29 protein-coding genes are annotated in these 25,048 nt (G+C 68.9%); 17 read left to right on the top strand and 12 right to left on the bottom strand.

The annotated features are described in order from the left end of the window. Positions 1-30 precede the first annotated feature (30 nt). Complete coding sequence (locus tag QQ657_RS09440) at positions 31-366, bottom strand: hypothetical protein (protein WP_284741731.1); 336 nt, start codon at positions 364-366, stop codon at positions 31-33. 241 nt (positions 367-607) lie between these two features. Here QQ657_RS09440 and QQ657_RS09435 point away from each other — a divergent pair, with 241 nt between their 5' ends. Continuing rightward, the gene (locus QQ657_RS09435) at positions 608-964 is read left to right on the top strand and encodes a hypothetical protein (protein ID WP_284741730.1); all 357 of its coding nucleotides are present in this window, start codon (positions 608-610) and stop codon (positions 962-964) included. A gap of 30 nt (positions 965-994) precedes the next feature. Further along, a complete protein-coding gene (locus tag QQ657_RS09430; protein WP_284741729.1) occupies positions 995-1,789 on the top strand; it encodes a hypothetical protein in 795 nt (264 codons plus the stop codon). A gap of 133 nt (positions 1,790-1,922) precedes the next feature. On the opposite strand, the gene QQ657_RS09425 is transcribed toward QQ657_RS09430, so the two are convergent. Continuing rightward, positions 1,923-2,243 carry a hypothetical protein gene (locus QQ657_RS09425; protein ID WP_284741728.1) on the bottom strand — a complete coding sequence of 107 codons (321 nt, stop codon included), beginning with the start codon at positions 2,241-2,243 and terminating at the stop codon, positions 1,923-1,925. 248 nt (positions 2,244-2,491) lie between these two features. On the opposite strand from QQ657_RS09425, the gene QQ657_RS09420 reads away from it, so the two are divergent. The 11 genes from QQ657_RS09420 (at position 2,492) to QQ657_RS09370 (ending at position 10,660) form a co-directional block, all read left to right on the top strand. After that, positions 2,492-2,983, top strand: a complete 492-nt coding sequence (locus QQ657_RS09420) for a GntR family transcriptional regulator (protein ID WP_284741727.1) — start codon at positions 2,492-2,494, stop codon at positions 2,981-2,983. A gap of 73 nt (positions 2,984-3,056) precedes the next feature. Next, the gene (locus QQ657_RS09415; protein ID WP_284741726.1) at positions 3,057-3,443 is read left to right on the top strand and encodes a hypothetical protein; all 387 of its coding nucleotides are present in this window, start codon (positions 3,057-3,059) and stop codon (positions 3,441-3,443) included. Then, the gene (locus tag QQ657_RS09410) at positions 3,440-4,507 is read left to right on the top strand and encodes a hypothetical protein (protein ID WP_284741725.1); all 1,068 of its coding nucleotides are present in this window, start codon (positions 3,440-3,442) and stop codon (positions 4,505-4,507) included. The genes QQ657_RS09415 and QQ657_RS09410 overlap by 4 nt, the downstream gene beginning before the upstream one ends. Positions 4,508-4,768: 261 nt before the next feature. After that, complete coding sequence (locus QQ657_RS09405) at positions 4,769-5,092, top strand: hypothetical protein (protein ID WP_284741724.1); 324 nt, start codon at positions 4,769-4,771, stop codon at positions 5,090-5,092. 56 nt (positions 5,093-5,148) lie between these two features. Continuing rightward, complete coding sequence (locus QQ657_RS09400; protein WP_284741723.1) at positions 5,149-5,853, top strand: hypothetical protein; 705 nt, start codon at positions 5,149-5,151, stop codon at positions 5,851-5,853. 5 nt (positions 5,854-5,858) lie between these two features. After that, entirely contained in the window at positions 5,859-6,128 is a 270-nt protein-coding gene (locus tag QQ657_RS09395) for a hypothetical protein (protein WP_284741722.1), read from the top strand. A 25-nt stretch (positions 6,129-6,153) separates the two neighbouring features. Continuing rightward, entirely contained in the window at positions 6,154-6,627 is a 474-nt protein-coding gene (locus QQ657_RS09390) for a hypothetical protein (RefSeq protein WP_284741721.1), read from the top strand. Positions 6,628-6,950: 323 nt separating this feature from the next. Then, positions 6,951-7,361: a hypothetical protein gene (locus tag QQ657_RS09385; RefSeq protein WP_284741720.1), complete on the top strand. Its 411-nt coding sequence runs from the start codon at positions 6,951-6,953 to the stop codon at positions 7,359-7,361. A 74-nt stretch (positions 7,362-7,435) separates the two neighbouring features. Then, complete coding sequence (locus tag QQ657_RS09380) at positions 7,436-8,299, top strand: LppA family lipoprotein (protein WP_284741719.1); 864 nt, start codon at positions 7,436-7,438, stop codon at positions 8,297-8,299. Between the two features lie 170 nt (positions 8,300-8,469). Continuing rightward, on the top strand, positions 8,470-9,624 hold the full coding sequence (locus tag QQ657_RS09375) for a hypothetical protein (protein ID WP_284741718.1): 1,155 nt from the start codon (positions 8,470-8,472) through the stop codon (positions 9,622-9,624). Between the two features lie 199 nt (positions 9,625-9,823). After that, on the top strand, positions 9,824-10,660 hold the full coding sequence (locus QQ657_RS09370; RefSeq protein ID WP_284741717.1) for a hypothetical protein: 837 nt from the start codon (positions 9,824-9,826) through the stop codon (positions 10,658-10,660). Between the two features lie 87 nt (positions 10,661-10,747). Here QQ657_RS09370 and QQ657_RS09365 read toward each other — a convergent pair whose 3' ends face one another. The 6 genes from QQ657_RS09365 to QQ657_RS09340 all read right to left on the bottom strand — a co-directional run bounded on the left by QQ657_RS09365 (position 10,748) and on the right by QQ657_RS09340 (position 17,352). Then, positions 10,748-10,993, bottom strand: coding sequence for a hypothetical protein (locus QQ657_RS09365; protein ID WP_091628367.1), 246 nt, complete (start codon positions 10,991-10,993; stop codon positions 10,748-10,750). An 83-nt stretch (positions 10,994-11,076) separates the two neighbouring features. Beyond that, positions 11,077-11,484 (bottom strand): hypothetical protein, encoded by a 408-nt coding sequence (locus tag QQ657_RS09360; RefSeq protein WP_284741716.1) that lies wholly within the window; start codon positions 11,482-11,484, stop codon positions 11,077-11,079. 309 nt (positions 11,485-11,793) lie between these two features. Then, on the bottom strand, positions 11,794-13,029 hold the full coding sequence (locus QQ657_RS09355; RefSeq protein ID WP_284741715.1) for a TniQ family protein: 1,236 nt from the start codon (positions 13,027-13,029) through the stop codon (positions 11,794-11,796). Beyond that, the gene (locus QQ657_RS09350; protein WP_284741714.1) at positions 13,026-14,267 is read right to left on the bottom strand and encodes a TniB family NTP-binding protein; all 1,242 of its coding nucleotides are present in this window, start codon (positions 14,265-14,267) and stop codon (positions 13,026-13,028) included. The genes QQ657_RS09355 and QQ657_RS09350 overlap by 4 nt, the downstream gene beginning before the upstream one ends. Next, a complete protein-coding gene (locus QQ657_RS09345; RefSeq protein WP_284741713.1) occupies positions 14,264-16,522 on the bottom strand; it encodes a hypothetical protein in 2,259 nt (752 codons plus the stop codon). Before QQ657_RS09345 ends, QQ657_RS09350 begins: the two co-directional genes overlap by 4 nt. Then, positions 16,519-17,352 (bottom strand): TnsA-like heteromeric transposase endonuclease subunit, encoded by an 834-nt coding sequence (locus QQ657_RS09340; protein WP_284741712.1) that lies wholly within the window; start codon positions 17,350-17,352, stop codon positions 16,519-16,521. The genes QQ657_RS09345 and QQ657_RS09340 overlap by 4 nt, the downstream gene beginning before the upstream one ends. Positions 17,353-17,514: 162 nt before the next feature. Between QQ657_RS09340 and QQ657_RS09335 the strand changes: the two genes are divergently transcribed. Continuing rightward, positions 17,515-18,450 carry a hypothetical protein gene (locus tag QQ657_RS09335; RefSeq protein WP_284741711.1) on the top strand — a complete coding sequence of 312 codons (936 nt, stop codon included), beginning with the start codon at positions 17,515-17,517 and terminating at the stop codon, positions 18,448-18,450. A gap of 33 nt (positions 18,451-18,483) precedes the next feature. On the opposite strand, the gene QQ657_RS09330 is transcribed toward QQ657_RS09335, so the two are convergent. Continuing rightward, positions 18,484-18,879, bottom strand: coding sequence for a hypothetical protein (locus tag QQ657_RS09330; RefSeq protein ID WP_091628362.1), 396 nt, complete (start codon positions 18,877-18,879; stop codon positions 18,484-18,486). 270 nt (positions 18,880-19,149) lie between these two features. Between QQ657_RS09330 and QQ657_RS09325 the strand changes: the two genes are divergently transcribed. After that, positions 19,150-20,463 (top strand): ApeA N-terminal domain 1-containing protein, encoded by a 1,314-nt coding sequence (locus tag QQ657_RS09325; RefSeq protein WP_284741710.1) that lies wholly within the window; start codon positions 19,150-19,152, stop codon positions 20,461-20,463. Positions 20,464-20,623: 160 nt separating this feature from the next. Here QQ657_RS09325 and QQ657_RS09320 read toward each other — a convergent pair whose 3' ends face one another. Further along, positions 20,624-21,454 (bottom strand): hypothetical protein, encoded by an 831-nt coding sequence (locus QQ657_RS09320; RefSeq protein ID WP_284741709.1) that lies wholly within the window; start codon positions 21,452-21,454, stop codon positions 20,624-20,626. A 58-nt stretch (positions 21,455-21,512) separates the two neighbouring features. On the opposite strand from QQ657_RS09320, the gene QQ657_RS09315 reads away from it, so the two are divergent. Continuing rightward, entirely contained in the window at positions 21,513-21,812 is a 300-nt protein-coding gene (locus QQ657_RS09315; RefSeq protein ID WP_284741708.1) for a hypothetical protein, read from the top strand. 22 nt (positions 21,813-21,834) lie between these two features. Here QQ657_RS09315 and QQ657_RS09310 read toward each other — a convergent pair whose 3' ends face one another. After that, the gene (locus QQ657_RS09310) at positions 21,835-22,692 is read right to left on the bottom strand and encodes a helix-turn-helix domain-containing protein (RefSeq protein WP_284741707.1); all 858 of its coding nucleotides are present in this window, start codon (positions 22,690-22,692) and stop codon (positions 21,835-21,837) included. Between the two features lie 136 nt (positions 22,693-22,828). Here QQ657_RS09310 and QQ657_RS09305 point away from each other — a divergent pair, with 136 nt between their 5' ends. Next, positions 22,829-23,401 carry a kinase gene (locus QQ657_RS09305; protein WP_091628526.1) on the top strand — a complete coding sequence of 191 codons (573 nt, stop codon included), beginning with the start codon at positions 22,829-22,831 and terminating at the stop codon, positions 23,399-23,401. Between the two features lie 175 nt (positions 23,402-23,576). Here the strand turns inward: QQ657_RS09305 and QQ657_RS09300 are convergent, their stop codons facing one another. Then, positions 23,577-24,959, bottom strand: a complete 1,383-nt coding sequence (locus tag QQ657_RS09300) for a helix-turn-helix domain-containing protein (protein WP_284741706.1) — start codon at positions 24,957-24,959, stop codon at positions 23,577-23,579. Positions 24,960-25,048 lie beyond the last annotated feature (89 nt).

Raw genomic sequence — 25,048 nt, 5'->3', positions numbered from 1 at the left:
TAGCCGCGAACCGCCGTCCGGGATGCCCGATCAGCGACACGTCCGCCGTGCTGCGGCCGCAGGCACGGCATCAGGTTGGCGGTCCATGCCATGGAGGGGCTTCTCCGTGAAGTACGCGGAATCCGTCGAGCGCTCGCCCCTGAGCCACGCCGTGGTTTCCGCCATCGAGTCGGCGAGCTCGGCTGGATTGAGCACGATGAACAGCATGTTGGAGAACTCTTTTCGAGCTTGCTGATCAGCGGGTAACAGGCCGCGCTTTTCCTTGCGTGCCCAGTACTCCTGCTCGGCCTCCAGCCGTGGCAGGAGCTCGTCGCGGGTGTGGGTGGTCAGGTCGTCACGGGTGAGCCGCTGGAACCGCGCCATCATGTCCTCGCTCCTTTCTCAGTCGTAGATTGTGGACACGGCGAGCTGGTGCCGCTTGCCGGGGGTGCGAAAGTAGCGGCCGCAGCGAGGTGGGCGGGGGTCGCTGGCTGGCCAGGGAGTTGTCAGTGTGGTCGTAGATCGACAACCGGATGGATAGCAGCGCCCTCCATCTCGCCGGCACTGCCGCGTACGTCGGCGCCTCGAGTCGAGGCGCCGCGATCATCCTCTACGCTTCAATAGCGCGATGACCTCCTGGACTCACGTACTCGCCGTCGTCGTCGGCGCCGCCCGGCCCGACGGCGATGTCTACGCGCACTTCGGCTCCCTGCTGGGATTCGATGCCCACCTCGCCGTAGCCGAGGAGCTCGGCCTGGTGCTACCTGCGCCCGAACCGATCGCCGACGACGCACCGGAGATCTTGCTTGCCGACGCCGGCCGAGCCTTCGTCCGGCAATTCCAGCTCACTAAACTGCCGGCCGGCCGAGCGAATTACTGGAACCTCCGCCACGCCTCGCTGACCGAGCCAGCATCCACCGAGCTGGCTTGCCGCTGGGAGGCCCTGCGCGCCCGGCACTCATCCATCCAGAACGGGGCGTCATGACCGCGACCGAGCACGCCCTGCACCGGTCCCATGCGTGACGCTGCGCGCGAACTTGCCGATCTCCAGGCGCACGACGACCTGGTGGCCCGCATCTACGCCGACCATCTGCCCGGCGAGATCCGCGAGCTCGCGCTTGCCTTGGCCTGGATCAGGCTGCGCGACCCAGCGCGGCATGCCCCGGACGCCGATAGCAGCCTCACCCGGGCAGCCCGGCTGCTCGGCTGCGACGAGACCGGCCGATGGCGTCACAAGCTCGGCTTCGCCGCCGACGCCCCGCGCTACGAACCCGGCCGCGAGCACCACCTGCGCTCCGGCGTGACCTGCCAGGGCCCGCGCATCCGGCCATACCGCCCGCGCGGCAGCGCGCCGGCGACGGCGACGGCGACGGCGACGGCGAGCACCCCGCCGAACACGGCGCTGGTGTGCGGCGGCCAGGCGACGATCGGCGTCGAGGAGCACGATCTGGCCACCGGACACATCGTCGCGCTGCACGCTTTCTGCCGTCGCCATCGCGAGGACGCCGACCGCGTCCTGCACCAGGTCGCTGCCCGCGGCGAACCGCTCGATCCGCCGATCCCCAACACCGGCGGCTGGCTGCCGCGCTACTTCACCGCCAAGCCCCTGGAGCGGCTGTACCGGTGGGCCCGGCCTGGCTGGGCCCGGCCTGACGCTGGGCTCTGCCGCGACGACTGGCTCACCGGCGACGTCCGGTTCCTGCCCCGCCACCAGCGCCTCGCCCTCGTCGTCACTGCCGAAGAAGTACCCAGCGCCCCCGCCCCGCTCAACAGCCACAACAACGCACGATCCACACCGTCGAGGTCGTGAGAACCTGGGCTCGCCACCGCGAAGGAGCGTCCTGCCGAGCGCCAGCAGCAGCTGATCGGGACCCGAGAACCTGCCCGCAGGCTGCAGCGCCATGACCCTGCGCCGCGGCGACGTGAAACGAGCGTCTGACCGGCTAGCGCTTAGCATCAATGCGCTGGTCAAGACCGCCGCTGCCCGGTCCAGCATCGCCGCGGCGCGGGTGCAAAACCACAACGACCGTTTCTTCACTGGGCTGCATGCCACGCCAAGGATTCGCCCGCATCGCAGGGAAGACCGGGCGCAGCCCAGCATCAGCCAACACGGCCGCGAGGTTCTGGCGGACGAGTTTGGTCAGCACCGGGCTTCGCCCCGGATACGGTCCGCCCAGCACCGTCACCGCGCCGGCGAGGGCCTGTCCGCTCCTGAGAGCTCTCGCGTGCCCGAGCCGGCGAAACCAGCTGGCGAACGTCCGCACGCTGCTTCTCCTCAGCCGAGCAGCCAGGTGACTCACGATCGCTCCTCCGGTCCGACAGTCACTCTCACCATACAAGCCGTCCTAACGGATCATCGAGATTTCCTTTCCTGGAAACGAAAATGCGTAGCTCGCTCGGGTCGACCGACGAACTACCGATGCGACGTTCCGGGATCAACACGGCGGACGAGGAACGAACAGCCAAAGCACTCCCTATTGCACCCCATGAGGGGTAGTGGTAAGTTTGTCACGTGAGCAGATATCGGGAGATCGCGGACGTGCTCCGCGCTCGCATTCAAAATGGCGAGTATCCCGTCGAAAGCCAGTTGCCGGGCATCTCCGCCCTGCAGGACGAGTTCGCCGCACGTGGTCTCGACACAATCCGACGCGCCCAGCAAATCCTGGTCGAGGAGGGGATTTTGGAGACACGACAGGGGGTCGGCGCCTTCGTCATCGGCACGACCTCACTGCGACAGGTCGACGTCGTGGCCACCCTCACCAAAGCCCGCGACTCGCTGGTCACCGCGATAGCCGCGATGACCGCACCTCGGCGCAGCATCACGATCGACCTTGATCTTGAAGATGACGACACCTACTTCGTGCTCACCGATGCGCTGCGGGAGTGGGCGAGCGATCAACGACACGAGGCCAAGGACGAGCCGGATGAACTCCTGCGCGAGAAGCGGCTGCGGTGGGCGTCTGCTGCCGAGACCCTCCTCGATCGCATCGACGACGCACTATGAACTGGAAGAAGCAGGCGACGACCGGCCCCGGAAGGCCGGGGCAGCAGGACACACACGGGGAGGCGCGCGGCCGATGAGGAAGTCAGGACTCGTCAAGGGCCTGGGTAGCGCTTGGCGCTGGGTGTTCCGAGGGCGGCTGTACGTCCACCAGCTCGTCAGGTTCGAGTTCGCCTGCGACGATCACTTACGGCTGGAGCTCCTGCCGAACATGACTCCGCCGGGAACCGATCTGGATGAGCTGGGAGCCGCGCTGCAGTCCCTTGGCCGCGCCGGGGTGAACGTCGTAGCCATCGGGCAGATCGTGCGGGATCGCAAGCTTGTGCCGGACAGCTGGTGGGCGGAGACGTCCTACAAGCGCCCGAGGATCAGGTCGAACAACTCGGCCGGGATGGTCGAAGCGGTGACGGCGCTGGACAGCGGGCTCGCCGCGGCGCTGGCCGAACAGGACGGCTGGTCGTGAGCCTCGAGCGGCTCACCGCGGAGACCCTCCGTCGGTGCCGGGCCGTGCATGAGACCCATGACCACGTCATCCCGGCGGCGTGGCCAGTCGGGGACCAGCTCGCCGTCGCGCTGGTCCTCGAGTTCGGCGAGCACCTCGCCGGGCTCGGGCACACGACGGCGAGCGGCATCGCCGAGCTGGCCCAGGCACTGCCCGATCTGCCGGAGAACGTTCCCGCCTGGCTGGAGGAGATCCGTGCCGCGCTGCGCCTGCGAGTGGGCTGGATGGCCGTCGGCGACGAGCCGGCCTTCCCGTTCATCGTGGACAAGGCCCCCGACGGTCCTCCCCCGGGCTTCGTGCCGACGAAGCTCGACGAAGGCTCGGCGCGCGCCGCCTTCCTGGACTACGCCGGCACTGAACGGTTTGCCGAGCAGGTGGTGCAGCGCTGCCGGATGGTTCGCGACGTGCACGACGGCCGGATCGACCGCGGCTGGAGCCTGCGCCAGCAACTGGTCGTGGCCCTCGTCCTGCGCAATCACGGGCACCTGACTTCGCTGGGCTACAGCATCCAGGGCGCGGAGGTTGAGTTGATCAACGGGATGGCACGGCCGCCACGCGACCTGGACAGCTGGCTCGACGGGATCCGCCATGAACTCGGAGGGCTCGAGGTGGTCGGTGCACCGCTTGATCGACCGACCTTGACCCAGCTGCGCATCGAAATCGAGGTCGAAGGGCAGCGCTGGAATTCCGGTGGCCCGGCGTCGGCCGAGGTTGATCGTGCCGGGGAGATCGTCGACCTGGTGCAGCGGACCGTCGTCCGCTCGCAGCGGATCCATCAGGCACCCGCAACGATCGGGGTGCAGCGGGCCGAGTCTCCGGCGGTGCCACCCTCGCCGATGCACACCCTGGTGACGATCGAGCTCACCGTCAGCGTAATCGAGTCACGCTGGCGTGACACAGCGCCAGCTGGGTCCTCGACGGCGCCGCTGGCAGAGGAGCTTCGCAGCCACGTCGCAGAAACACTGGCGGCCAACGGGCGTTTCGCCGACACCGCAGCCACGATCACCGTCACAGTGATCGCATGAACATTTGTTGCCGGACAACGGAAAGGAGGATCGAAACTTACCCGATGAGCACGCAGCCCAGCGGCTTCGACAAGCTGATGATGGCGATCATCGTTGCGTTCGTCGCGATGATGATCACGCTTGCTGTCACTGGCAATCTCGGCTGAACCGCCGAGCATGCACCTGGTCGTTGCCCCCGTGCCCGCCAAACACGGACACCGCCAGGGAAGCCGCAAAACCCCACAGAACCCCAAGTTAGACCGCGACCGGAAGGAAACACCGATGGACATCGACATGGATCGACAGGAGATGTGCGCGCTGGCCGAAGATGCCGTGAGCGACGCGCTCGGATTCGCTCCCGAGCTGGTCGAGAAACTGCTCGCCGACACAGACCCGGAGAGCGCGTTCGGCGCGCTCGCCACGCGGCTGCGTCAGGCCGAGGAGCGCGGCATCACCCGGACCGACGCGCTGAGCGAGGTCGCGCGGGCCGAGGACTTGCGCGATGAGTGCGGCGTGGTCAACCTCAGCCGGGTTCGTTGGCTGGCGGAGAACCTGTCCAGCCCCGCGGGCTGGCTGGCCTCCAAGGTCGACACGCACGTGCTGTAAACGCCGCTGCCTGCCCGGCGCCCCGCCGGGCAGGCTCGAGCGAAGGGACGCAGCGGGTGTCCACCACGACGATGCAGCGGATCCTCACGCGCCTGTGCCGGGCAGGCTGGGTCAGCCGGCTCGCGCGCGGCCAGCGCGACGACTTGGTCGTCGCGGCCGCCGACGTCGGCGACGGCCGGGCCGCCGAGGAGCTCACCGCGATCGCCGAGGTGTGGCGCCGCGTCGCGGACCGGCTGAAGGACGGCGCACCGCTCGAGGCCGGGGTCTACGCCCAGGTCGCCGCCGACGTCGAAGCTCGCGCGGTGGTACTGCGCGGTGTTCCGAAGATCCGCACCCTGCTCGCCTCCCGTCCCGACCTCGACGTGGCCCCGGCCGACGTGGCGCTGGACAAGCTGGCGGCCGTGGCGGAGGTCGCGCTGCAACTGCGGTCGCGCCCGGCTGCCGCGACCGTGCGCGCCCTGCTCGCCTGGTGCCTGATCCTGCGCGAAGGCCAGGTGGACGTGGTGGTCCTCGGACCCGACTCGATCCAGCTGGTGGTGGCCGGGATCCTGCACGAGTGCGTGGTCTCGGTCCGCGGCCGCGTCGCCGGCGGCCACCCGGCGGTCGCCGAGTTCGTGAGGGACCTTCGCGAGCGGCACCCGCAGGGCGCGGCCACGGTCGGCTCCGCGCACCTGCGGCACCTGGCGGACACCCTCGCCGCTCCCCCGCTCACCCCGGAGCCCGCGATGCGGGCCACCATCTCCATGACGAACAGGACATGACCACGATGACCGATCAAGCACAGACCATCCCCAGCGACTGGCAGGTCCAGATCAACGACCCCGGTACTCCCGACGCCGCCTGGGTGCTCGTGTGCGAGCACGAGGGCATCGGCCCGGTGGCCGAGGGCACCCTTGCCGTAGCCGCCTCTGACCCCGCCAGCGCCGGCCCCGACGACGTGGTGGCACGCTGGGTCGCCGACTGCCTGCAGGTCACCGGCGTCACCCTCGTCCCGGCCGGCCCGCCGCAGACGTGGGCTGTCGAGATCAACTTCTGAGCAACGCCTCACGAACAGGGACATCATGATGAACAACGACAGCACCGCCGGGCCCTCACCGAGCCAGCCGGCCGAGGTCGCGCATGACGTCGAGGCCGTCACCACGGCCGACGGCAGGGTGCAGTGGATTCCCGGCGATGCCGAGGTGACGGCCGAGGCCTTGCGCATGATCGAACAGGTAGCGCGGGCGCGTCGTCAGCCTGGACGCGTCACGGCCGCGGATTCACCCGTCATGGTGCTCGTCGACGAAACCGCGGAACTCCTGCGGCGTTCCGCGGCAGAGGCCAGGCGAGGCACGACAGTACGGGATGTCCTGGCCGCGATGCGCACAACTGAGCCGGTGAGGCTCTCCCATACCGTGTTCGGCAACCGCGTGACTCGGGTACCACCGCTGATGCAGCGAATGTCGGTGGACGCAGCCGACGAGACCAGCACGGTCCTCCACGACAGGACGTCCGCGCCGCCGGACACACACGACGCTCCCCCGCCGGATCGGTGACCAACAACGCCACTGATCCACTGTGGACATACCGCTTGTGTCGCTCTGTTTCCCTTACCCGCAGACCGCCTCCGGGTATGGCACGACGCGATACCGGCTGGCAGCAGCCCGGCCAGCACACCGTCGTCGGTGTGCTGGCCGACGCGCACTCGCCGCCGTTGCCTCGGCTGCTGCGGCCGCCGCCGAGGCAGCGCCGGAATCCTCCTGATCGGAATATTCGATTGTGGTCGCGATCGAACGCGTGCTCTCGTGCGTCATCATCATCATCATCAGAAGGACCACGTGGATCTCGTGAGTGGGAAGGACCAGGGAGGGACATGCCGATGACCACAGAACACTCCTCGACGCCGACCACGGCTTTCCTGCCCGCGGCCAGCACCGTCCCGGTCGCCGACGGCCTGCTCCTGCGGCAGGCGGTGCGCGAGCTCGATGCCTGGGAACTGGTTCACGTGCCATCGGGCTGGGTGCTACCGATGCTGGCCTGGGAGACCGACGCGCTGCCCCGCCGGTTCGCCGTCGTCGCCGCGGCGAACCTGGCCGCCGCCGAGATCGACTTCGCCGTCGATCGGGATGCCCTGCTGGCCAACCCGGCGTTGGCCGGCGCGCTGCGGGACGCCGCGCTCGCCGCGCGGATCGCGGCGAAGGGACCCCGGCATCGCCCCAGCGGCGGGTTGCTGCTCGACCTGCTCGCCGCGGCGAGGTGCCGGCGATCGATGCGCGGGAACGGCACGTAAATTCGGTACACCAGCGGATACGTTGAGTAGTTTCCCTCTTGGCCGCCCAAGAACTGTTCTCTACCGTCGCCGCAGTGGACACACCGGATGATCACCGCCCGCGCGCTCTCGACGCGTCACGCCGGCGCCCCTGGCCGCTGATGTGGGGGCTGGTCGCGCTGGGATGCGTGGGTGTCGCGGCCGCGCTGTACACCATGTTGGCGGTGGCGGTGCAGCCTTTCCCGTGCGTGACGTTCGAGCCGATCTGCAACGGGACGATCCGCAATCTCGTCGCGAGCATGCCGATGTTGACGCTGATCGCCGGACTGCTGGCCGGCGCGATCGGCGGCGGGATCGCCGTCCACCGGCGACGCTCAGCAGGATGGTGGGTGCTCGGGGCATGGCTGCTGTTCCTCTCCGGGTGCGTTTACTCCTGGGCCACCCTCGGCACTGGGCCCGACACGCACGCGATGGAGGCGCAGGCGGCCGACGAGCGGGCGGAGCGAGTAGCCGCGATGCGGGCGCGGACCGATTTCGAGACCATTCAGGCCCGCTACGGGCAGATGCAAGAGCAGTTCGCCGGGGCCACGGCCGCGGCGGTGCCCGGACTTCGATGGCCGAACTCGTCGCTGCTGGATGAGAGCGGCAGCTTGTGCACTTGGGATCACCCGAGCGGCCACGGCTTTCACGGAGTCGGCGCGGCGAGCGTTGTCGGGTACGCGGCGATCACCGACGCCCAGTGGGTTGCTCTCGATGCGGCCATCCGGGATGTCGCCGCGCGGTACGGCTTCACGGGCCCGCCGGCCCACCGCTCAACGGGCCCGGCTGAACCTGAGCCGCCCCAGTTCTCGTTGTCCGGCCCTGACGGCGCCCGCCTCGATGGATACCTGGAGCGGTTCGGCCACGACGTCCGCCTCACGTTCACCACGCCGTGCTATCTGCCGAAGGCGCAGCGCTAGCTCCCGCCGAGGATCCAGTCAACGACCTCCGCGGACGCCGACGATCGGAGGTGAGCGCGGGCTGCTCGGTCGCCGTGTCGTTCCGGACGGGAACGGCCCCTTGCCAAGCGCGCCGAGGCAGCTCCGGACAGCGCGGCCACGGTGTTCGGAGCGCGATGCCAAGATGAGGCGTGTCCCTCGCAACGCAGCTGCACAACGGTGACCTCGGCCGATGGTGTGCCGAGCATCTGCCGGGCACACCGAATCTGATCGGCGACATCCAGCGCCGGCTGGCCGCCGCCGGGAATCGCCAGCCGATCATTCCCGCGGGCCGCGTGCCGGCCGACCACTGGGCTCGAGTGGCGACGGCGTTCCGGCTGCGACTCGGGCTCCTGGTCGACGGCGGGGCACCGACAGGCGCTCTTCTCGGTGCCGTCCGTGCGCGGCTGGCGAGCCGGGAGTGGGCCGAGCACGCGGGGCAGTCGTTCGCGGGGGCCCGGCCGAAGCGGGATACGGCAGGTCGCTGGTCGCCGTATCTGGCCGGCAGCCGCGGCTGGCTGGACGCCGCCCGCGTCGACGCGGAGCCCGACGCGGGCCATGAGCCGGTCCTGACCGATCTGCTCGAGCGCACGGCCGCCTACGCGGGCGAGCACATGCCGCCCGCAACGATCGGCCATCCTGGCGCCGAGGCTGGGCTGGCCAGGGTGTGCTGGGTGCTGGCGGCGTGGGAGTCGTGCGCGCGCGGCGGGAACCTCCCCGCCGACGTCGCCTCGGTCCACCAGCAACCGGACTTCGACGCCGACGACCTACGGCGGGTCGCGCCCGAGCACGCCGTCACCGAGCTCGCCGCGCTGATCGAGCTGCTGCAGAGCAGCGGCACCCTGCGGGATTGGCGAGGCGACACACCCGGCCGCGCGCCGCGCGAGCCGGGGCCGCTCGGCTGCGCCACCCCGGTGTTCGTGCCGCATTGGGCCGAGGGGCACTTGATCATCGGGCGCTCCCTGGTCGAGGTGACCGCGGCACCGTCCCTCGAGGAGGACGCGCTGGCGCGGTGCCTGTGGCGGCTGCTGGCCTGCAGCTGGCTCGACACCAGCAACCGGCACGACATCGGCTCGGTGGATATCTACCTCGCTCGTCACGGCGTCGTCGCCAGCTGGGGTGTCGTGACGTTCGCGGACATGCTGCTCGGCGGCACCGGCCGTGCCGACGGCGGCGCTCGCGACGCGTTCCTACGGCTCGCCCGCCCCGTGATCTCCGCCGAGGGCGGTCAGCCGCCGGCCGAATGGGTGCCCCGAGAACGATCGGCGCCCCGGCCCCCGTACATCACCAAGTCGTCCGCGCCGTGACGCACGGTCCCGCGCTCACGACCTTGAAATCGGGCCGACAAACGGGGGCGTGCGGGTCGCATGGGCTGCCTTCCGCAAGTGTCCAAGACGCCTGCCATAGTTGTCACCCTGTGTCAGCGCGATCGCGGAGTGCGATGGGATGGTCGGAATGAACCCTCCGAAGTGGGCGACGGATGCCCAAGCACTCATGGATGCCGCCGTGCGTATGGACTGGTCGCGTGGCCCGGCGGCCGTCGACGAGATCTCCCGCCTGATCGCGGCGTTCACCCGCGATCACGGGAACCAACTGCTCGTCGCGTTGCGCGAATGGGTCGACCACGCCAAGTTCGAGACCGGGTTCGAGCCTCACGACGGCCAGAAGCCGTCCTTCGAGCCCATCGACGTCTCCACCGGCGCGACACTGTCACTCGACGCCGTTCCGGCTGGCATGCTCTGGGCTGGGCGATTCCTGGCCGCCGGCTTCGGCGACGACCGTGAGGAGCAGCGCGCCCTAATCGACACGCTGTGCTCAGATTTGTTTCCTGAGCAGGATTTCCGTGACGCGGTCGTCGCCACCTTGCGGCTGTCCGCCGAGATGGTGCGGACCGGGCTGGGCCCGCAGGACACGACGGTGCCGGAGGCGGCGTGGGCGCCGGAAGCCCGCACGCTGTTCGCGGCCGCGGCGCGCGAGCACTGGCATGGCCCGGATGGCGCGCTGGAACTCTTGCAGCGGTTCAGCACAGAACACGGGACGCCCGCGGTCATCGGGGCGATGAAAGGCTGGTGCCGCCAGGCCCGTGGACTGATCGCCAACGACGTCCCCGGCGAACCGGCGTATCCGGGGTGGCGATCCACCAGCACTGATGACGAGCTGGCCGCCGACGAGGTCCCGCCTGCAGCGCGGTGGGCCGGACGGTTCATCGCGGCGGTCTGGAATGACGATGAGGACCAGGCCCGGGCGCTGCTCGGATCGCTGCGCAGCAGCGCGGAGCTGACCGAGTGCGTGATCGAGACGCTCAAGACGGCCACCGCCTTCGTGCCAGACCCTCGAGGCTGACAACCTCGTGCTGGCCGGGCCGCGTCCGCACCGTTCGCGGTGGCGAGCGCCGTCTCGGTTCCCGCCACCGCGAACAAGGTCAGAGCGTTACTCGCTGAGCTCCCGCCGCTCAGGCGTTTCCGGCGCCTCGCCGCGGCTGATCGCCACGGGCCCGAGCTTGAGCGACAGCGCCGGCGACAACATCCGCAGCACGCGCAGAGCGGCCTGCCGGCGCTTCTTGTCGCTGGTGTTGAGCGCAATCACCACGGCGTAGACGACGAGGGCGGTGTGGATCAGGATGCACACCGCGGCTAGGGCAGCGACGGTGATGAAGGCAATGTGGGCAGCCGACACGGCTCCTCCAATTGAGGATGACGTGCCGGGTGCCTCAAACCCGACGTGGCGAGCGGTCCCGCCTCAGGCATGCGTTTGTGCGATCAGGGTACCGAAGGTTCGCCGTCCGAGTGCGGAACACGCGTGGCGGGGTGTCGGATTTTCCGGCCCCTGCCTCGGTAGCGATCGATGACCGCCCGGCAGTCCGCACCGGTGATCCGCAGATCTCCGTGGCCGCGCCAGCACACCAGGTCAGCAGCCTCGTCATCGGCGGGTTCCGCCGCAGTGACGAGGGAGAAGAAGGCGAATCCGACGATCAGGCTCTGCGGGTTGGCCACCGACGAGCCGCGCATCCACGAGGTGAGGCCGACACCCTCGGCGCGGTCATGCAGCCGGGCGAGGATGTTGTCGCATTCAGGGCAGAAGATCTCGCCGATGAGTCGTTGGTCGCCCGAGTCGACAGGAATGTCCTTCTCGGTGCAGGGCCCCAGCTGGGTCTGCCAGAACGTCACGCCGGCCTCCGAACACTGCGCCGAGACGCCATCGGCGCGCGGCAGCCGATCCAGTGAGGGCTGCAGGTGCGGGCAACTGTGTCCAGCATGGTCCAGACGATACCGAGCAGCGCGCCGCCGAGTGCCGAGCGTCGTCCCGATCACGAGTCCGGGTGACATGCGCCTTTGGCACCGCATGTTGACAGCCTGACTTGTCAATTAGTTTTGACAGGATAAGCTGTCAACTATGGCGATGACGTGGCGGCAGCCGACCGAGGGTGTGACTGTGAGCCGTAACTGTCATTTGTGAGTCACATCTGTCACCAGCGCTCATCTGGTCCACCGTCCCCTCCCCGTTGTGGTGCGTCGACCAGCGAGGCTTCGGATCTGGATCTGAGCGATCGAGCGGAGTGCGTCGAGGAGTCCTTCTGTGCAGCCAAGTTGTGTTCGCGGTAACGCGGGGTTTTGCCAGAGAGGTTGATCAGGACGTGGCCGGTCGCTGGCGATGAGCTGTTCGAAGGTGCGGACAAGGTCGCGAGGCGAGTTCAGTCGTAGAAGTTGGTCTGCGGTGGCGAGCAGTGCCGCGGTGACGGAGGCTTGCAGCGGCGGGGCTTTGTGTGTGACTTTGAAGCCGCGAGCCGTTGAGAGCCGTTTTTTCGCACTTCGCAGGGCTTTCTCCTGTTGCTCGCGGATGTAAGTGTCCAAAGTGGTCGCCAGTGGCTCGTTGGGGACGAAGTCGTGAGCGAGGGGCCAGGTTGCGCGGATCAGGTAGCTGATCAGCTGCACGTCCTTGAAGTAGTGCCGCGACGTAGTTGGTGTGCCGAGAGACTCGGCTTTCCTGGTGTGTGCCGGGTCGAGCGCGGTGAGGAACCGGTGCTGCAGGTCCAGCAGCGGCGAAGAGAGCGCGACGGCCGGTGGGGGCTGATCGGGTAACCAGTGCTCGCAGACGGTCGTGGGGTCGGAGGGGTTTGATCGTGTCAGGAATCGGCATCGCAGCGGGTGCAGGGAGGCATCGTTCCAGCGCAACACCGCTGTGGATCGCTGCTCCTGCACCGGTTGCTGGCAGGCGGGGCATTGGTGTTCGAGTAGCCGGCGGTGAGGAATGCAGGCGAACACGACTGGAAGACGCCAGGTCTTGCGCCAAGGCCCGCCGAAAAGCCGCTCGATCTCGGTTCCGGTGCCCGCGAGGCATTCTGGGCAATAGCGGGTCGAACGGGTGAACAGCCAGCTCTCGTGAGGGTTCAGGCTTGTCCATCGCGTCGTCGTTGGCGCGGCGGTGGACGCGTAACGTTCGCCGAACACGCTCAGGAACAGGTTCGCGGTTTCGGCTGAGGTCAGGCGGGTCGCGTGTGCAAATGCCCGCTGGCCGGCAGGTGCGACGTGGCTCGCCAGCGCGAACGCGGCCAACGATCGACGGTGATGGCCGGCGGCCAGGCCGGTGAGCGTCGCGAGCCGCTGAGGGCTGATACCCAGCCTGAAGGCCAGCCGCAGCAAGTATCCGATAATGGACTCGTCGAACAACGGGTCAAGACTGCGCGGCAGCGGCCTGAGCAATGTATCGGTCACCCCGTAGCTGCCGGGGTGCCGGCGTCGTCGAGGACAGTGTTGCGGGGCTTGCGTTTCCTCCGGGGTGGTGAAACTGCCGGGACGGAGGGCACTTCTCCGGCCTCGGGGTCGCGGGTGGGGTCGTTGCCGAGGTTGATCATGATGCCGTCGAGCAGCTCTTCGGTCAGGTTCTCGACACCGGTGCCGAGTGCTTCGGTGCAGCCTTCCTCGATGAGCCGTTCCAGCAGGCCGACGACTCCGCCGGTGCGGCGGAACAGATACTCGGGCATCGTGCCGCCGGTGAGCATGTCCGGTCCGGCGTCAAAGAGCCGGAGTTCGTCCTGCAGCCCCGCCAGGTGCGCGGTCCAGGCGGCGATGCCGTCCGGGGTGTCATAGCTGAACGGTTCGAGATGGACAACGTCGAAGCGGCGTTCGGTCTGGGTGGACGGGTCGTCGCCCAGGTGCCCGCGCGGTGGCGGAAAGACCCATTGGCCGGTGCGCGGATCGTGGCGCCCTTCCCGCAGCAGCCCGGATCCGGGGATGTTGACCCCGACCAGCACGAGGGTGGTGTGCATGCTCATGAACGCGCGCATCAGGTCGAGGGTGTCCTGGTCGTCGGCGCGGTGCATCTTCAGCCGGGTGATGTCGTCCAGCAGCAGAACGCGGTTGCCGTGGTCGTGCAGCGACGTCCGGACCGCCCGGGTGAGCTGAGGAAGGGTCATTCGCTGGTGGTCCGCGCCGAAGAAGTCCAGGATCGCCTGGCAGGTGCTTTTCGGTTTCGCGGTCACCGGGGTCTGGACGTAGGCGACCGGAGCGTGCAGGTCGCGGGTGCCGGGAACGGCGTTCGGGTTGAGCTGGGCATGCATGTCCAGCCAGGCATCCTCGAACGCGGCCGCGATCTCGCAGGCGGTTTCGGTCTTGCCCTGGTAACCCCCGCCGGTGATCATCAGCCCGGCCCGGGTGGTTGGTTTGTGCTTGAGCGCGTTGGTCTGCAGCCGCGACCGCATGATCCGCCCGACCGCGCGCGTCATCGGCGTCTCAAGCAGTGGCAGGTTCGCGTGTGTGGCCGCGCGGTGCAGGTCGTGCAACTGCCGCTTCCGCGGGCTCAATGCCTGGTAAGCGGCCAGATCGAGCCGGGGCGCACGAACGAAGCTGTGGCGGGTCAGGCGCCACTGCTTCCAGCCCTCAACGGTCTCCCGGTCCGGGATCTGCCCGGGAAGAACGAACGGGCTGGCAACGGAATCGGGGCTGGTGCTCACGAATCGCCTTCCGCGGTGTCGGCCGCGTCGGCGGCGAGCAGGAACAGGTTGCCGCGCCGAAACGAATCCCCCAGGCGCGCGGGCCGGGCAGGTGACTCGTCGCCGAGCGCTTCCCGCCGTCGCCGCCGATCACTGTCGACGGCCTGCTCGACAGTCCGGGAATGCTCGGGCCAGCTCGCCGGACCGGGCGGCGCCGGCGAAGTGGCGGGCTTGCTCCGCCGGGATGCGGTGACCTCCCGCAGCGGCCGGGCGCTGGAGCGGTCCGCGGCGGCCGCGCGGCCTCGGGTGGTGTCGCGAGCCAGCTCGGTGCGCTGGGTCTTGGCCAGGGTGGGCCAGGACTCGACGGGAACGTGAGCGCCGAGCAGATCCAGCAGCAGCGGCAGCAGCTCGGCGTCGCTGCGCGGCTTCAACCCGGCCTCGCGGGCGGCCGCGAGCAGATCGCGGGCGCGGGCGTCGCTGAAGGCGGGAACCTCATCTTCCGGAGGAAGCCCGGTCCAGCGCAGCGTGTGCCAGGCGTGCGTGCCCGGATCCTGGAAGAACACCGTCCGCGCGTCGCGGGGATCCCGGCGGATCTGCCACTTTCCCTTGTGCCGTCCGCCGCGCACCGACTTCTCGTGACGGTAAGGCTCCAACGCCGGGCCGTCGTAGAAGAGCCCGCGGATCTTCACGCCCCGCTGGCCGTGGATGCCGACGTGGTGTGCGGGAAGCAGCTGGTAGTAGAGCTCCGGAGACGGGATCTGCATCGCGAAGCCGCCCTGGTTCATCGCCGCGGCGAACAAGGTGTTCGGGCTGTGGTCCCCGGCCGGATCCCAGCTCGGGGCGTGCTCACCGAGCCGCCTGTTCTGCCAGACCGCGACGATCCAGGTCGCGATCAGGTGCTCCATCGCGTCGATCGTGAGCGTCGCGTCGGCCTCCGGATCGGCGCCGCGGTCATAGACATCGACCCCGGTGTAACCGAGCAGATGCTCGAACAGCAGCGACCGGATCGATCCGAAGGCTCGCTCGACCGCTTGCTTGTCGGTCGGGCGCAGCACCCGCGCGGGCAGGATGTTCGCGCCGATCACCCGCTCGACCTCGACCAGGTGATGGTTGCGATAGACAGATCCGTGATCGGTGGTGACCGTCTCGGGCGCGAAGAACGGCAGCCCGGCGACCCGGTGCCCGGCGAACTCGGCGACCACGTTCGCCGGCAAGCCGGGATAGGGCCATTCGAGGTCCTCGCCCCAGTCCGGGCGCATCGGCAACGGCATCATGATGTCCCGCAGCACCATCGCGACGTCGACCGAGCTGTCGGAGACCAGCGTGAGCCGGAACGCGACCAGCGACCGCGTATAGACGTCCAGCGCTAGCGTCAGGTGAACCGACACCGGATCACCGAACACCGTCTCCCGAACCTTCACCGGCAGGATCGTGGTGTCCATCGCGACGACCTGACCCGGCCGGTGAATCACCACATGCTGGCCGCTCGTCGGCTTCGCCGCCGAGCGGACGTAACGCTGCCGCCCGCCGCCCGGACCGAACCAGTCCGCCCAAACGGTCCGCAGCGTGTAGTAGCCCGGAATCTGCGCTGTCGCGTCCGGTCCGTGCAACTCGCGGACATACTGGTGAATCAGGCGTTCCTTGGCCCGCAACGACATTCGCGAGCGATGCAGTGTCTCGGCGTGAACGGCGAAGATCGCCTCGCGGACCAGCTCGTTGACGCTGGGATGACCGCCGCCCGGCCGCAGCCACCGATCGTCGGCGCAGCCGACCGCGCCGACCTGGCGTCGCCGGGCCGCCCAGCGGATCAGCGTGCGGTAACCGGCCTTGTCCAAGCCCAGCAACCGGGCCTGCTCACGATCCAGGGCCGATAGCTCCGCCGCCTTCGCCAGCCGCCGCTGCGTGAGCGTCGTGACCGACGGATCGAACTCCGGCCGCGGTTCCCCGGGGCCAGGCCGCAACGGGTCTCCGCCTCGGAACCCGGTCTCGGCCTCCAGCAGGTGAGCCAGCCGAAGGTCGACCACCGCGCGCTGGTGCTCGGTCAGGTCCGCAAGCGTCGGCTGCTGCCGTCCCCGTCCCGCCGCGACCTCGCTCGCCGTCGACGAGGCCCGGCAGTCGGGATGGTTCATCAGGAACCGCATGGTCACCGGAAGCCGGCGACCGCCGCCGTCGAGCAGCACCACCCGGCCGAACTGTGGCTCGGCCCGCTCGACCGTCCACTCCTGTCCGTCGAGCACCAACGTGGCCCCCGGGGCCAGATCCAGCGATCCGGTCATCGAACTGCCGCCGTGATCAAAGTCTGGTCGGTCAGCGGAACGGCCAAATCCATGCCCAGCCTCCGATGCCAGAGCAGGTGCAACAGGAAAGCCCGCCCGATCACCGGAGCCGACGTCGCCGCCGCCAGCTCCCCGAACGGCCTCGCGCCCCCGCCCACCTCGTCGAGCAACTGAGCCGCGATGCCGAGCGGATCCGCCAGCGGCCGTCGCTGTGCCGAGAACGCGTCGACCGACGCCTCCGCCGGCTGACGCCAACCCGTCACCACCGCATAGCCCCAGCCCTGCAGCAAAGCCACTTCCGCGGTCGCCGCGAACGCGACCTCGTCCCGCGCCGCGATCCGGCCAGAGGGGCGAACATCGATCAGCCACCGCCCCGACCGCGTCTCGACGTAGAAATCCGGGACATGCTCGCGAGTTCCATCGGAAGCTCGGAAGCGGAGCTTCAGCGGCTGTGACAAGACATCGACCAGCTCACCGGCGAAGTCCAGCATCAGCAACAGCCGCGACTCAGCCAACGACTCGAACCCATGCAGGCGGCCGGTACTCACCAGAAACTCCAGGCCCGGACGATGCCGCTGTGCCCGGCCCCAGGAAAACCGCCGCATCGGCTCTCTGCCCGACAACGGCAACGAAGCCAGATCACGCACCGGAACAACGACCTCATCGCCGCTGAACCGCGCAGCCAAGCTCCAGCTCCGAGACCAGCCATCCCCCAAACCGAGCTGGCTCCGAGCATCATCGAACCCCGCCTCGACCAGGGCGAGATCCGGCCAACGACACACATGCGACCAGGACACCCGCCCAAGCTCGACCGCCACCGCGACATCCAAGCGCACCTCAGCGGCCCAGCACGCACTGGGTGACAACAAACTCTCACAATTGATGACAGAAAGCCCTCACCGTTTGCGTTCAATCACCTGCTCGCCATCACCTACAGGTGACAACTACCGCTCACGGTCACAGAGGGCGAACGCGAAGAAGTCAGCGACTCGGTGCGAGAGCTGGCTTGGCAGCTGGCTCGCCACCAGGCCGGGCTCGGCCCTGCAGACTCCCCGCTCAGCGTCTACGACGCGGGCACGAGTCCCCGGGATCAGGCCGCTGCGTGGCTTGCCCTGGCGTCGGCGGCCGCGGAAGTACGCGAGATAGCCGAGGTCATCGTGAGGTTTGCCGTGCACGGTGCCGGCCGGACCGGTGCCGTCGGATACCCGGCGATCGGCGCCGCGCTGGGCATAACCCGGCAGTCGGCACGCGGGAAGTACCCGGACGCGGTCAAGGCTCCCCGACCGGGGCCTCGTGCTTCACGCGTGGTCGATGCGGCGTACGAAAGCTGGCGGCTGCTGGGCGACGGCCGTTACGAGTCCGATCTCGCCCAGCAGCTCCTCAAGGCCGATGAACTCGAGGCCGATCGCGGACCGATCCGGCCTGTGGTTCCCATCAGCGATCTCGACGCCGAATACCTGCACGCGGTCCTGGCTGCCGCCGGCACCCAGGCGGTGGCGAGTATCGCGGCTGCGCTGCACGAGGTGCTGACCGTCCTGCAGTCCGAGCACCCAGAACCCGCGCACGCCCGCCGCCGCGCGCGGATGGCGCTGACCGGAGAAGGGCATGGCCGCAACGAGAGCGTGTCGCTTCTCAGCCTCGCCACCGAGGGCGAGGACATCTCCCCTGGCCGAGTCAACGACCAAGCGCGGAAGCAACTGGTCGAGATGATCCTGCGGTGGGTCACCGGACCGGACGTCTACGTCCAGGTCGCATCGTCACTGGCCTTCGAGGTCGCCCGCCACGCCGACCAGCACGGCCCCGACGGCTGGAAGCGGATCGCCGATCGCTGGCTTCAGCCGGGCCTGCGCTCCGGCCGCATGTTCGCCGTCGCCTACCGGCTGCTCTACAGCCAGTCGGATCACTTCGATGCAGCCCGACTCAGGTAACCGGCCCGGCCGCGATCTGGCGCCAGCCCGGCGTCAGTCCTCGTGCCGCCAGTAGGCAATCCACTCCTCGCTGCCGCGGATGTTGAGGCGGGCGATCCGAAGGGTCGCCACGAGCAGCGACCCGCTCAACCGGCGGCGGAAGACCGGCACCTCGTAGACGCTGCCGACAGGCTTGGCCCACGTCACGATGCGATTCAGAATCACCGCCTGCTGGGAGGTCGAGGCGAACGGCCGGTTCAGCAGATCTCGCGCGACGCTGGCGGAGACCTGGGTAATTCGGTGACCGTCCACGTGCACATGCTGCGAGGTGAAGTCGACGGGCTGGTGAAGGTCGACATCGGACATGAACCACGCGGCGACGGTGTTCACGATCCGACGGACAGGGGCAGGCCGGAAGTCCTCGCCGACCACCGGCTGCGCGACGGCCATCTCATGTCGATCCACCCGATCAGGGTACCGGCTCCGAGCAGCACAAACACGACGAAACAGAGCCGCGGCGTCCCGGCCGCATCAGCCACCGCGCTCATCTCCCCCGCATCGCCGCTGGTCAACGCGGTATGCGCCCCCGAGGACTACTCGGCGCTGACGGATTCCCTGCGCCGGGCATGCTGGTGACATGACGTTCGCACACGAGCTGCGCCCGCAGACCCGAGCCGATGATCGCCGCGACAGCGTTCCGGTCGTACGCGGGGTGGCGCGATGAACCGGAATCCGCTGATGCCGCCCGGCGACTATCCGCTGCAGTGGCGGCTCGCCGACGGCTCATCGGTGTCCGGCATCCTCTCCCTGGCCGGCGCGGAGAACGTCACCGGTATGGCCTACGAGCTGCCGGCTGAGCCGCCGTCGCCGGACGTCGCCGCGCGGATCGATCCGTCGTGGACGGTCTGGGAGCCGAGCGTCAAGCCGTACGGGGTCGTCCGCGGGGAGCTGCGCAACAACCTCGACGTCGCGTTCCCCGAGGCCTACGTCTCGCATCAGCTGCCGGGACAGTCGATGCTGCTGGCCGAGCTCGCCGTGGCCGGACCCCGGTTGCGAGAGAACACGGACCTTCAGTTCGACGAGATCACCTTCCAGGTGGGCGGCCTGACCGAGCTGTCCGGCGTGACCCCGCTCAAGACCTACCGGTACATCGAGCAGTTCGGCGACGACGCGCCGTTCGGCGGAACCTGGAACGCCGACTCCACGCAGGAGTGGACCGGCACGAACGGCGACCAGATGCGTCTGCACTACCTCGCGTCGTTCACCGCGCCGCAGCTGTACAAACTGTCGTTCACCACAACGCCGGTGATCACCGTGACCGGTCACCGCCGACCGCTGCACGATTGGATGGACGATTACGTCCGCCCGGTCGCGGAGCTGAGCTCGTTCGCCATCGGCGAGCCACAGCCGGTGACCTTCGCCAGCGTGAAATCCGGCGGCCGCGACGAGTCCTCTGTATACGGACGCGAGCTGACCCAGCAACGCTACGAGGCTGAACGCCCGCGGCCGGGCGCGCTTGGGGCGCTGGTGCACTGCGGGCCCGGTGGAGCTCCGCTGACCGACCTGCTCGCCGGCTGGGCCGAGCTGAAGAGCCGCTACGTCACCTTCGCCGACTACTTCACCTCGATCAGCGCCCGTCCGCTGCCGGTGACGTCACGCTTCATCGCCCTGGTCGCCGCCCTGGAAAGCTTCCACGGCGTCGACACCGGCGATGCCGCATTCGAGCTGTGGCAACGACTTACCCAGCTCGCCACGAGCTTGCCAGAGGAGATCCGCACGCCGATCGAGATAGCCACTACCCCGATTCCACCTGTCCTGCAAGGGATTCTGCAAGAGCCTCGCAACGTCTGGCACATCATGGGCAAGGCGCGCAACAACCTCGCTCACGGCAACATCCGCCAGACCGACGAGCAGCTGCGGATGCTGACCCGGCTCGGCCACACCGTTGCCGTAGGGCTGGTCCTGCGCACCTTCGGTGTTCCGCCCGCACGTTTGGCCTCCGCGATCGACCGCGGTGACTGGCCTCTGCTGTAGAGATGCCACACATCCGATGACGAGCTTGTTGGCCTCAAGGCCGGTCCGGAGCTCAGTGCCTGGCAATGGCGGTCCGCACAATGATCGAGTGCTGGCCGCGATGGACAGTCTCCGGATCGCCCTTTCGATCCGAAGCCCGGGCAGCGGATGCCGAGAGTTGTCAGGCAGTCATCAAGCACGGGCCGAGTTTCGCGCGGACGTACTCGGGAAGCGTGTCGAGCGCGGCGCGGGTGTCGGCCCGCGCCGCCAGGGCGATCTTCTCGTGCGGCTGCTTCTCCAGGCCGCGGGGTGAGTCCGGGCCGAGCCAGCCGGTGATCGGCGGAATCTTCCACGGCAGGACCGGCCGGGTGGACGCGCGCATTGCGGCCAGCGCGGCCCGCAAGCTCCCGCCAGTCGCGATCGAGTTGCGTAGATGCCAGCCCCGCGAACCCGCCGCCAGCCGCCTGCCGTCCGATTCGGTGGTCCACGACCAGGTGCGCGCCGCCAGAACCAGCAGGACCGGATCGACGATCTCGACGTTGCCGTAGATCGTCAGCGACCATGGCTCCGGGTTGCCGGGCAGGCTGCGTTCCAGGAACAGCTCGGCCAGCAGTCCGCCTTCGTCCACCAGGAACAGTTGGCGATCCCCGTGGTGTTCACGCTCGCCGATCAGGGCGAGGCCCTCCTCGCCGCAGATCCGGACCACTTCGTCCGCGGGCAATTCGGCGACCAGGTCGTCCAGCGTGGCCAGCGGCTCCTGGGTTGTCCACCAGCCCGTCATTGCCGCCAGCCAGCTCGCCAGCTGCACGCGCTCTTCACCGCTGACGATCTGGTCGCCGAACCCCAGGCCGTTGCGGGCCAGCCGCTCGGCCTGGTCGATTTCGGCTCGGCGGCGCTCCTGCGCCAACTCGCCCCAGAGCGAGAAATACGCTGTTGGCGCGGGATCCGGAGCCAGGCGCCGTAGCTCTCGTAACCGGCCGAGCGCACGTTCCTGGTCAGACGACAACGTCATCTCCGCAGCGTAGCGCCCCAAGTCCTCGGGCGACTTCCGCGAGCGGTCCGTTGCGGACGTGCTGTTCGCCGTCCACCGAGCTGCGAAGGTGGAAATCCGAACGGGCAGACGGCTGAGGCAGGGAGTGCATCGGATCATGGATCTCACGATCGCTATCCAGAAGGTCACTGCGGAGTACGTGGTTCCGGCAGCTCAGATCGCCGACCCTGGCGAGGTTGCCTGGGAGATCCGCGGCGCGGTGACCGCCGAAGAGGTCGGGGCGTGGCCGCTGACCGCGGAGCTGATCGAGGCGTACCGAGCGGTGGTGCAGGCCGATGCCGAGGAGATCACCGCCGCCCTCAGAGGCGTGGCGAAGTGAGCCTGAAAAGTACTCCTTGGGCTCAGCCAGGATGGCGAGATCCGTCGGCTTCGGGGTTGGTGTCGCGAAGTGTGTCCATCACCGTGACGTGGGTCGTGTCGCACTGGCGCAGCAGATCGAGCTGCTTGCCCAGGGCGTCTCCCAGGACGCGGTTGATCGCGAGCCCTTCGGTGACACAGGACTCGCTCAGCAGCATGAAGTCGCGGTAGGTCTTTGCCTCGGCGACGCCGGCGGCCTGGATCGCGGCCGGGTCGCCAGCCTCACGCGCGTCGGCGAGCTCCTGTTGCGCAGCCTGCCACCGCTTCATCGCCGAGGACTGTTCGTCGCGCAGCTGGTGGATTCGCTGCGTGCCGACCGCGCTCTCGGCGGCCATGACCGCGCCGTGAGCCGCCGCCATCGACTTCGCGCTGTCGTCGACGGCCATCACGGCCGTCACCTCCGGCCGCAGCATCGGTTCGTCGTCATGCTGGTGAGCGGAAACGCGGTCATCGGGCATCTCTGGCTCCTGTTCTCCCAGTTCGATCTCAGCGGGCTCCGCCCGGTTGTGCAACCACAGCAGGAACTGGGCGTAGGTGGTGAGATGGCCGATCTGCGCCGGGGTGAGGCCGACGACGAGCCGGGTCACCGCGGTTGCGGGGACGGCGTCGCGATCGGGATGGTCAAGCAACACGGCCATCGTCGTGCTCAAGGTCCGCGCGAGGTGGCGAAGTTCCAGGGCGTTGATGCGGCGGCGGCCGAGTTCGACGTTGGCCAGTGCGACCCGGTCAATGCCGCTCGCGTCGGCGACTTGTTGCTGGGTGAGGCCGAGCGCGGCGCGGGCGTCGCGGATCCGCTCGGCCAGAGCGAGCTGCTCCGAGTCATCGCTTACCCGACTGGCCATTTTCGCAACCCTTCCTGAGTCGCCGCGCGACGCCAAGTTTTATAGCCGTCGTCGTTGACCAGGGAATCAAGATTGGGCGAGCTACGATGGCTGCGCTGTGCGACGAGAAGCGGAGAAGGTGGGCGGGAAGCAGCGGATGACCGTGCAGCATCCCACCGAGCAGCCGCTGCCCACGGGGCCGACAGGCTCAGCAGCCACCCGGCTTGTTGTGCTGCGGGGGCCGTCCGGCGCTGGCAAGAGCACCGTCGCGACCGCTGCCCGTGCCCGGCTCGGCCGCGGAGTAGCCCTGGTCCAGCAGGATTTACTGCGGAGGGTCGTGCTACGCGAACGCGACGTCCCCAACGGCGTGAACATCGGGCTCATCGCGACGGTGTGCCGGTTCAGCCTCGACGCCGGCTACCACGTGATCCTCGACGGCATCCTGACAACGGCCCGCTACGGCCCGATGTTGCGTCAGCTCGCCGCCGACCACCGCGGGCAGACCACCTTCCTCTACCTCGACGTGCCGTTCGAGGAGACCGTGCGCCGCCACGCCACCCGAGATCAAGCCAGCGAGTTCACCCCGGAGAACATGCGCAGCTGGTTCGCCGCGAGCGACCGCCTGGACGTCCCAGGCGAGCAGACCGTCACCGCGTCCTCGTCGGCAAAGGACACCGTGGACCGCGTCATCGCCCTCTTCACGGAGTCCACTCTCCCCCAGGTTCCCTGACATTTCTGCGAACACCAACGGAAAAGGCCCTAGCGGCGACAATGCAGGGCGTGAGCCTGCGTGTGGAGCCGGCCTCTGCCCAGCGACGGTCATCGGGATCGCGCGGACCGCCGTCGGCTGCCGCGACCAGGCCGAAACGTCCAGCCGAACATCGGTTCCACCCCGGGTGCCGCCGTCAGACCGACGTGCCGGTGCGCCGGGCGAAGTCCCGCAGACCTGGCAGCCGGTTCGCGGTGGGGTGGCGCAGCAGGGTGGTGGTCATCGCGGCGGTCGGCTTGCGGTAGCGGACCTCGTCCGGGGATGCCTGTTCGGCGGCGAGCAGCGCGCGGTAGCAGTGTTCGGGCTTGTCCCACTGGTGGTAGGCGCGGGCAACGTCGACCCAGTAACGGGCCCTGCGTTCGGTGCTCGGGATGCTGGCCGGGTTGATGCGGCGGGCGTGCTCGATCGCGGCGCCGGAATCACCCATGACGCGGGCGATGCTGAGCTGGTACAGCCCGACACCGGTGGGGCCGAAGCTGGTGTAGCGGTGATTCCCGTCGGCTCCGAGCCGGGTGGCGGCGTCGACGGCTTCGGCGATGAAGGTGCGGGCCGTGTCGCGGTCGCCGTCCGCTGCGGCGGTGTAGGCGGCGGTCTCCATCAGCGATCCGAACACCGACAGCTGCTCAGGCCCACGCAGGTCGGGTTGCAGGGCAAGTGCGGTGTCGATCACCATTTGCTGGGCGGTGTCAGCGTGTCCGGCGCGGCGCAGCACGATCGCCCAGACCCGGCGTGCAGTCGCTTGGGTAAGCAGGTCACCGCTGGCATCGGCGGCCTGCGACGCGCGGTCGGCAGCAGTCCAGGCGAGCCGGTCGTGCCCGGTCTTGATGGCGAGGTCGGTAGTCAGGGTGTAGAGCTCGGCGAGCTGGGCGTGCGCCGCGGTGGCGGTGTCGCCGGCGCGTGGATCGGCGCGGGTGGCGGTCGCGGCGACGATCAGGCCGGGCAGCCGCGCGGCGACCTCGCCGTAGCGGCCGTAGGCGAACACGGACCTGGCGACGGCCACGGCATGGCGTAGCCGCGCGACCTCCGCCGGGGCGCCCGTGGTCAGCGGCGGGGCGAGCAGCGCCTTCTCCAGCTCGGAGATCGGGTCGGCCGCGGCGGCGGCCGGGTTCGCGGGGGTGCCGAGGACCGCGCTGCCGGCGAGGGCTCCCATCCCCGCGAGCAACGTGCGACGACGCATCGGGTCCTGCTCCTCCCACACCGGCATCGGATCGCCGCTCACCCTATGTTCTGGCGAGGCCGCGGGCCGGGTGGACACCCCGGCGGAGTGGTCGAGAACCAGCCCGAACACCTCCACCGGCAGGAACAGCACCAGGGCCAGCGCGCGCAGGGTCTCGACGTCGCGCAGCGGGGAGCTGCCGGTTTCCCAGCGGGAGATCTGGCTGCGGGAGTAGCCACAGCGGCGCGCGAGCTCGGCCTGGTTCCAGCCGGCGGCGGTCCGCGCGATCCGCACGATCTCACCGGGCGTGTGGTGCTGGTTCATCAGGGCTGCGACGACCCCGCGGTGCGTGGTCGAGGGCATCGGACTCCTCCCGGGAATGTCCAGCTCAGCCGTCTCACCGTAACCGATTCTCCTTCGCGTCAACCGAATGTGCACGACGTGCACACCAC

The sequence above is a fragment of the Amycolatopsis ponsaeliensis genome (assembly GCF_030182635.1).
Classification (GTDB): domain Bacteria; phylum Actinomycetota; class Actinomycetes; order Mycobacteriales; family Pseudonocardiaceae; genus Amycolatopsis; species Amycolatopsis ponsaeliensis.
Note: the sequence above shows the minus strand (reverse complement) of the source record. Positions and strands in the feature narration are given on the sequence as shown.

What these genes read in the sequence shown, in the direction of transcription:
- QQ657_RS09440 (WP_284741731.1), bottom strand. Translation starts at nt 366, where the DNA reads ATGATGGCGCGGTTCCAGCGGCTCACCCGTGACGACCTGACCACCCAC.
- QQ657_RS09435 (WP_284741730.1), top strand. Translation starts at nt 608, where the DNA reads ATGACCTCCTGGACTCACGTACTCGCCGTCGTCGTCGGCGCCGCCCGG.
- QQ657_RS09430 (WP_284741729.1), top strand. Translation starts at nt 995, where the DNA reads ATGCGTGACGCTGCGCGCGAACTTGCCGATCTCCAGGCGCACGACGAC.
- QQ657_RS09415 (WP_284741726.1), top strand. Translation starts at nt 3,057, where the DNA reads ATGAGGAAGTCAGGACTCGTCAAGGGCCTGGGTAGCGCTTGGCGCTGG.
- QQ657_RS09405 (WP_284741724.1), top strand. Translation starts at nt 4,769, where the DNA reads ATGGACATCGACATGGATCGACAGGAGATGTGCGCGCTGGCCGAAGAT.
- QQ657_RS09395 (WP_284741722.1), top strand. Translation starts at nt 5,859, where the DNA reads ATGACCGATCAAGCACAGACCATCCCCAGCGACTGGCAGGTCCAGATC.
- QQ657_RS09390 (WP_284741721.1), top strand. Translation starts at nt 6,154, where the DNA reads ATGATGAACAACGACAGCACCGCCGGGCCCTCACCGAGCCAGCCGGCC.
- QQ657_RS09385 (WP_284741720.1), top strand. Translation starts at nt 6,951, where the DNA reads ATGACCACAGAACACTCCTCGACGCCGACCACGGCTTTCCTGCCCGCG.
- QQ657_RS09345 (WP_284741713.1), bottom strand. Translation starts at nt 16,522, where the DNA reads ATGACCGGATCGCTGGATCTGGCCCCGGGGGCCACGTTGGTGCTCGAC.
- QQ657_RS09330 (WP_091628362.1), bottom strand. Translation starts at nt 18,879, where the DNA reads ATGGCCGTCGCGCAGCCGGTGGTCGGCGAGGACTTCCGGCCTGCCCCT.
- QQ657_RS09325 (WP_284741710.1), top strand. Translation starts at nt 19,150, where the DNA reads ATGAACCGGAATCCGCTGATGCCGCCCGGCGACTATCCGCTGCAGTGG.
- QQ657_RS09320 (WP_284741709.1), bottom strand. Translation starts at nt 21,454, where the DNA reads ATGACGTTGTCGTCTGACCAGGAACGTGCGCTCGGCCGGTTACGAGAG.
- QQ657_RS09310 (WP_284741707.1), bottom strand. Translation starts at nt 22,692, where the DNA reads ATGGCCAGTCGGGTAAGCGATGACTCGGAGCAGCTCGCTCTGGCCGAG.
- QQ657_RS09305 (WP_091628526.1), top strand. Translation starts at nt 22,829, where the DNA reads ATGACCGTGCAGCATCCCACCGAGCAGCCGCTGCCCACGGGGCCGACA.
- QQ657_RS09300 (WP_284741706.1), bottom strand. Translation starts at nt 24,959, where the DNA reads ATGCCCTCGACCACGCACCGCGGGGTCGTCGCAGCCCTGATGAACCAG.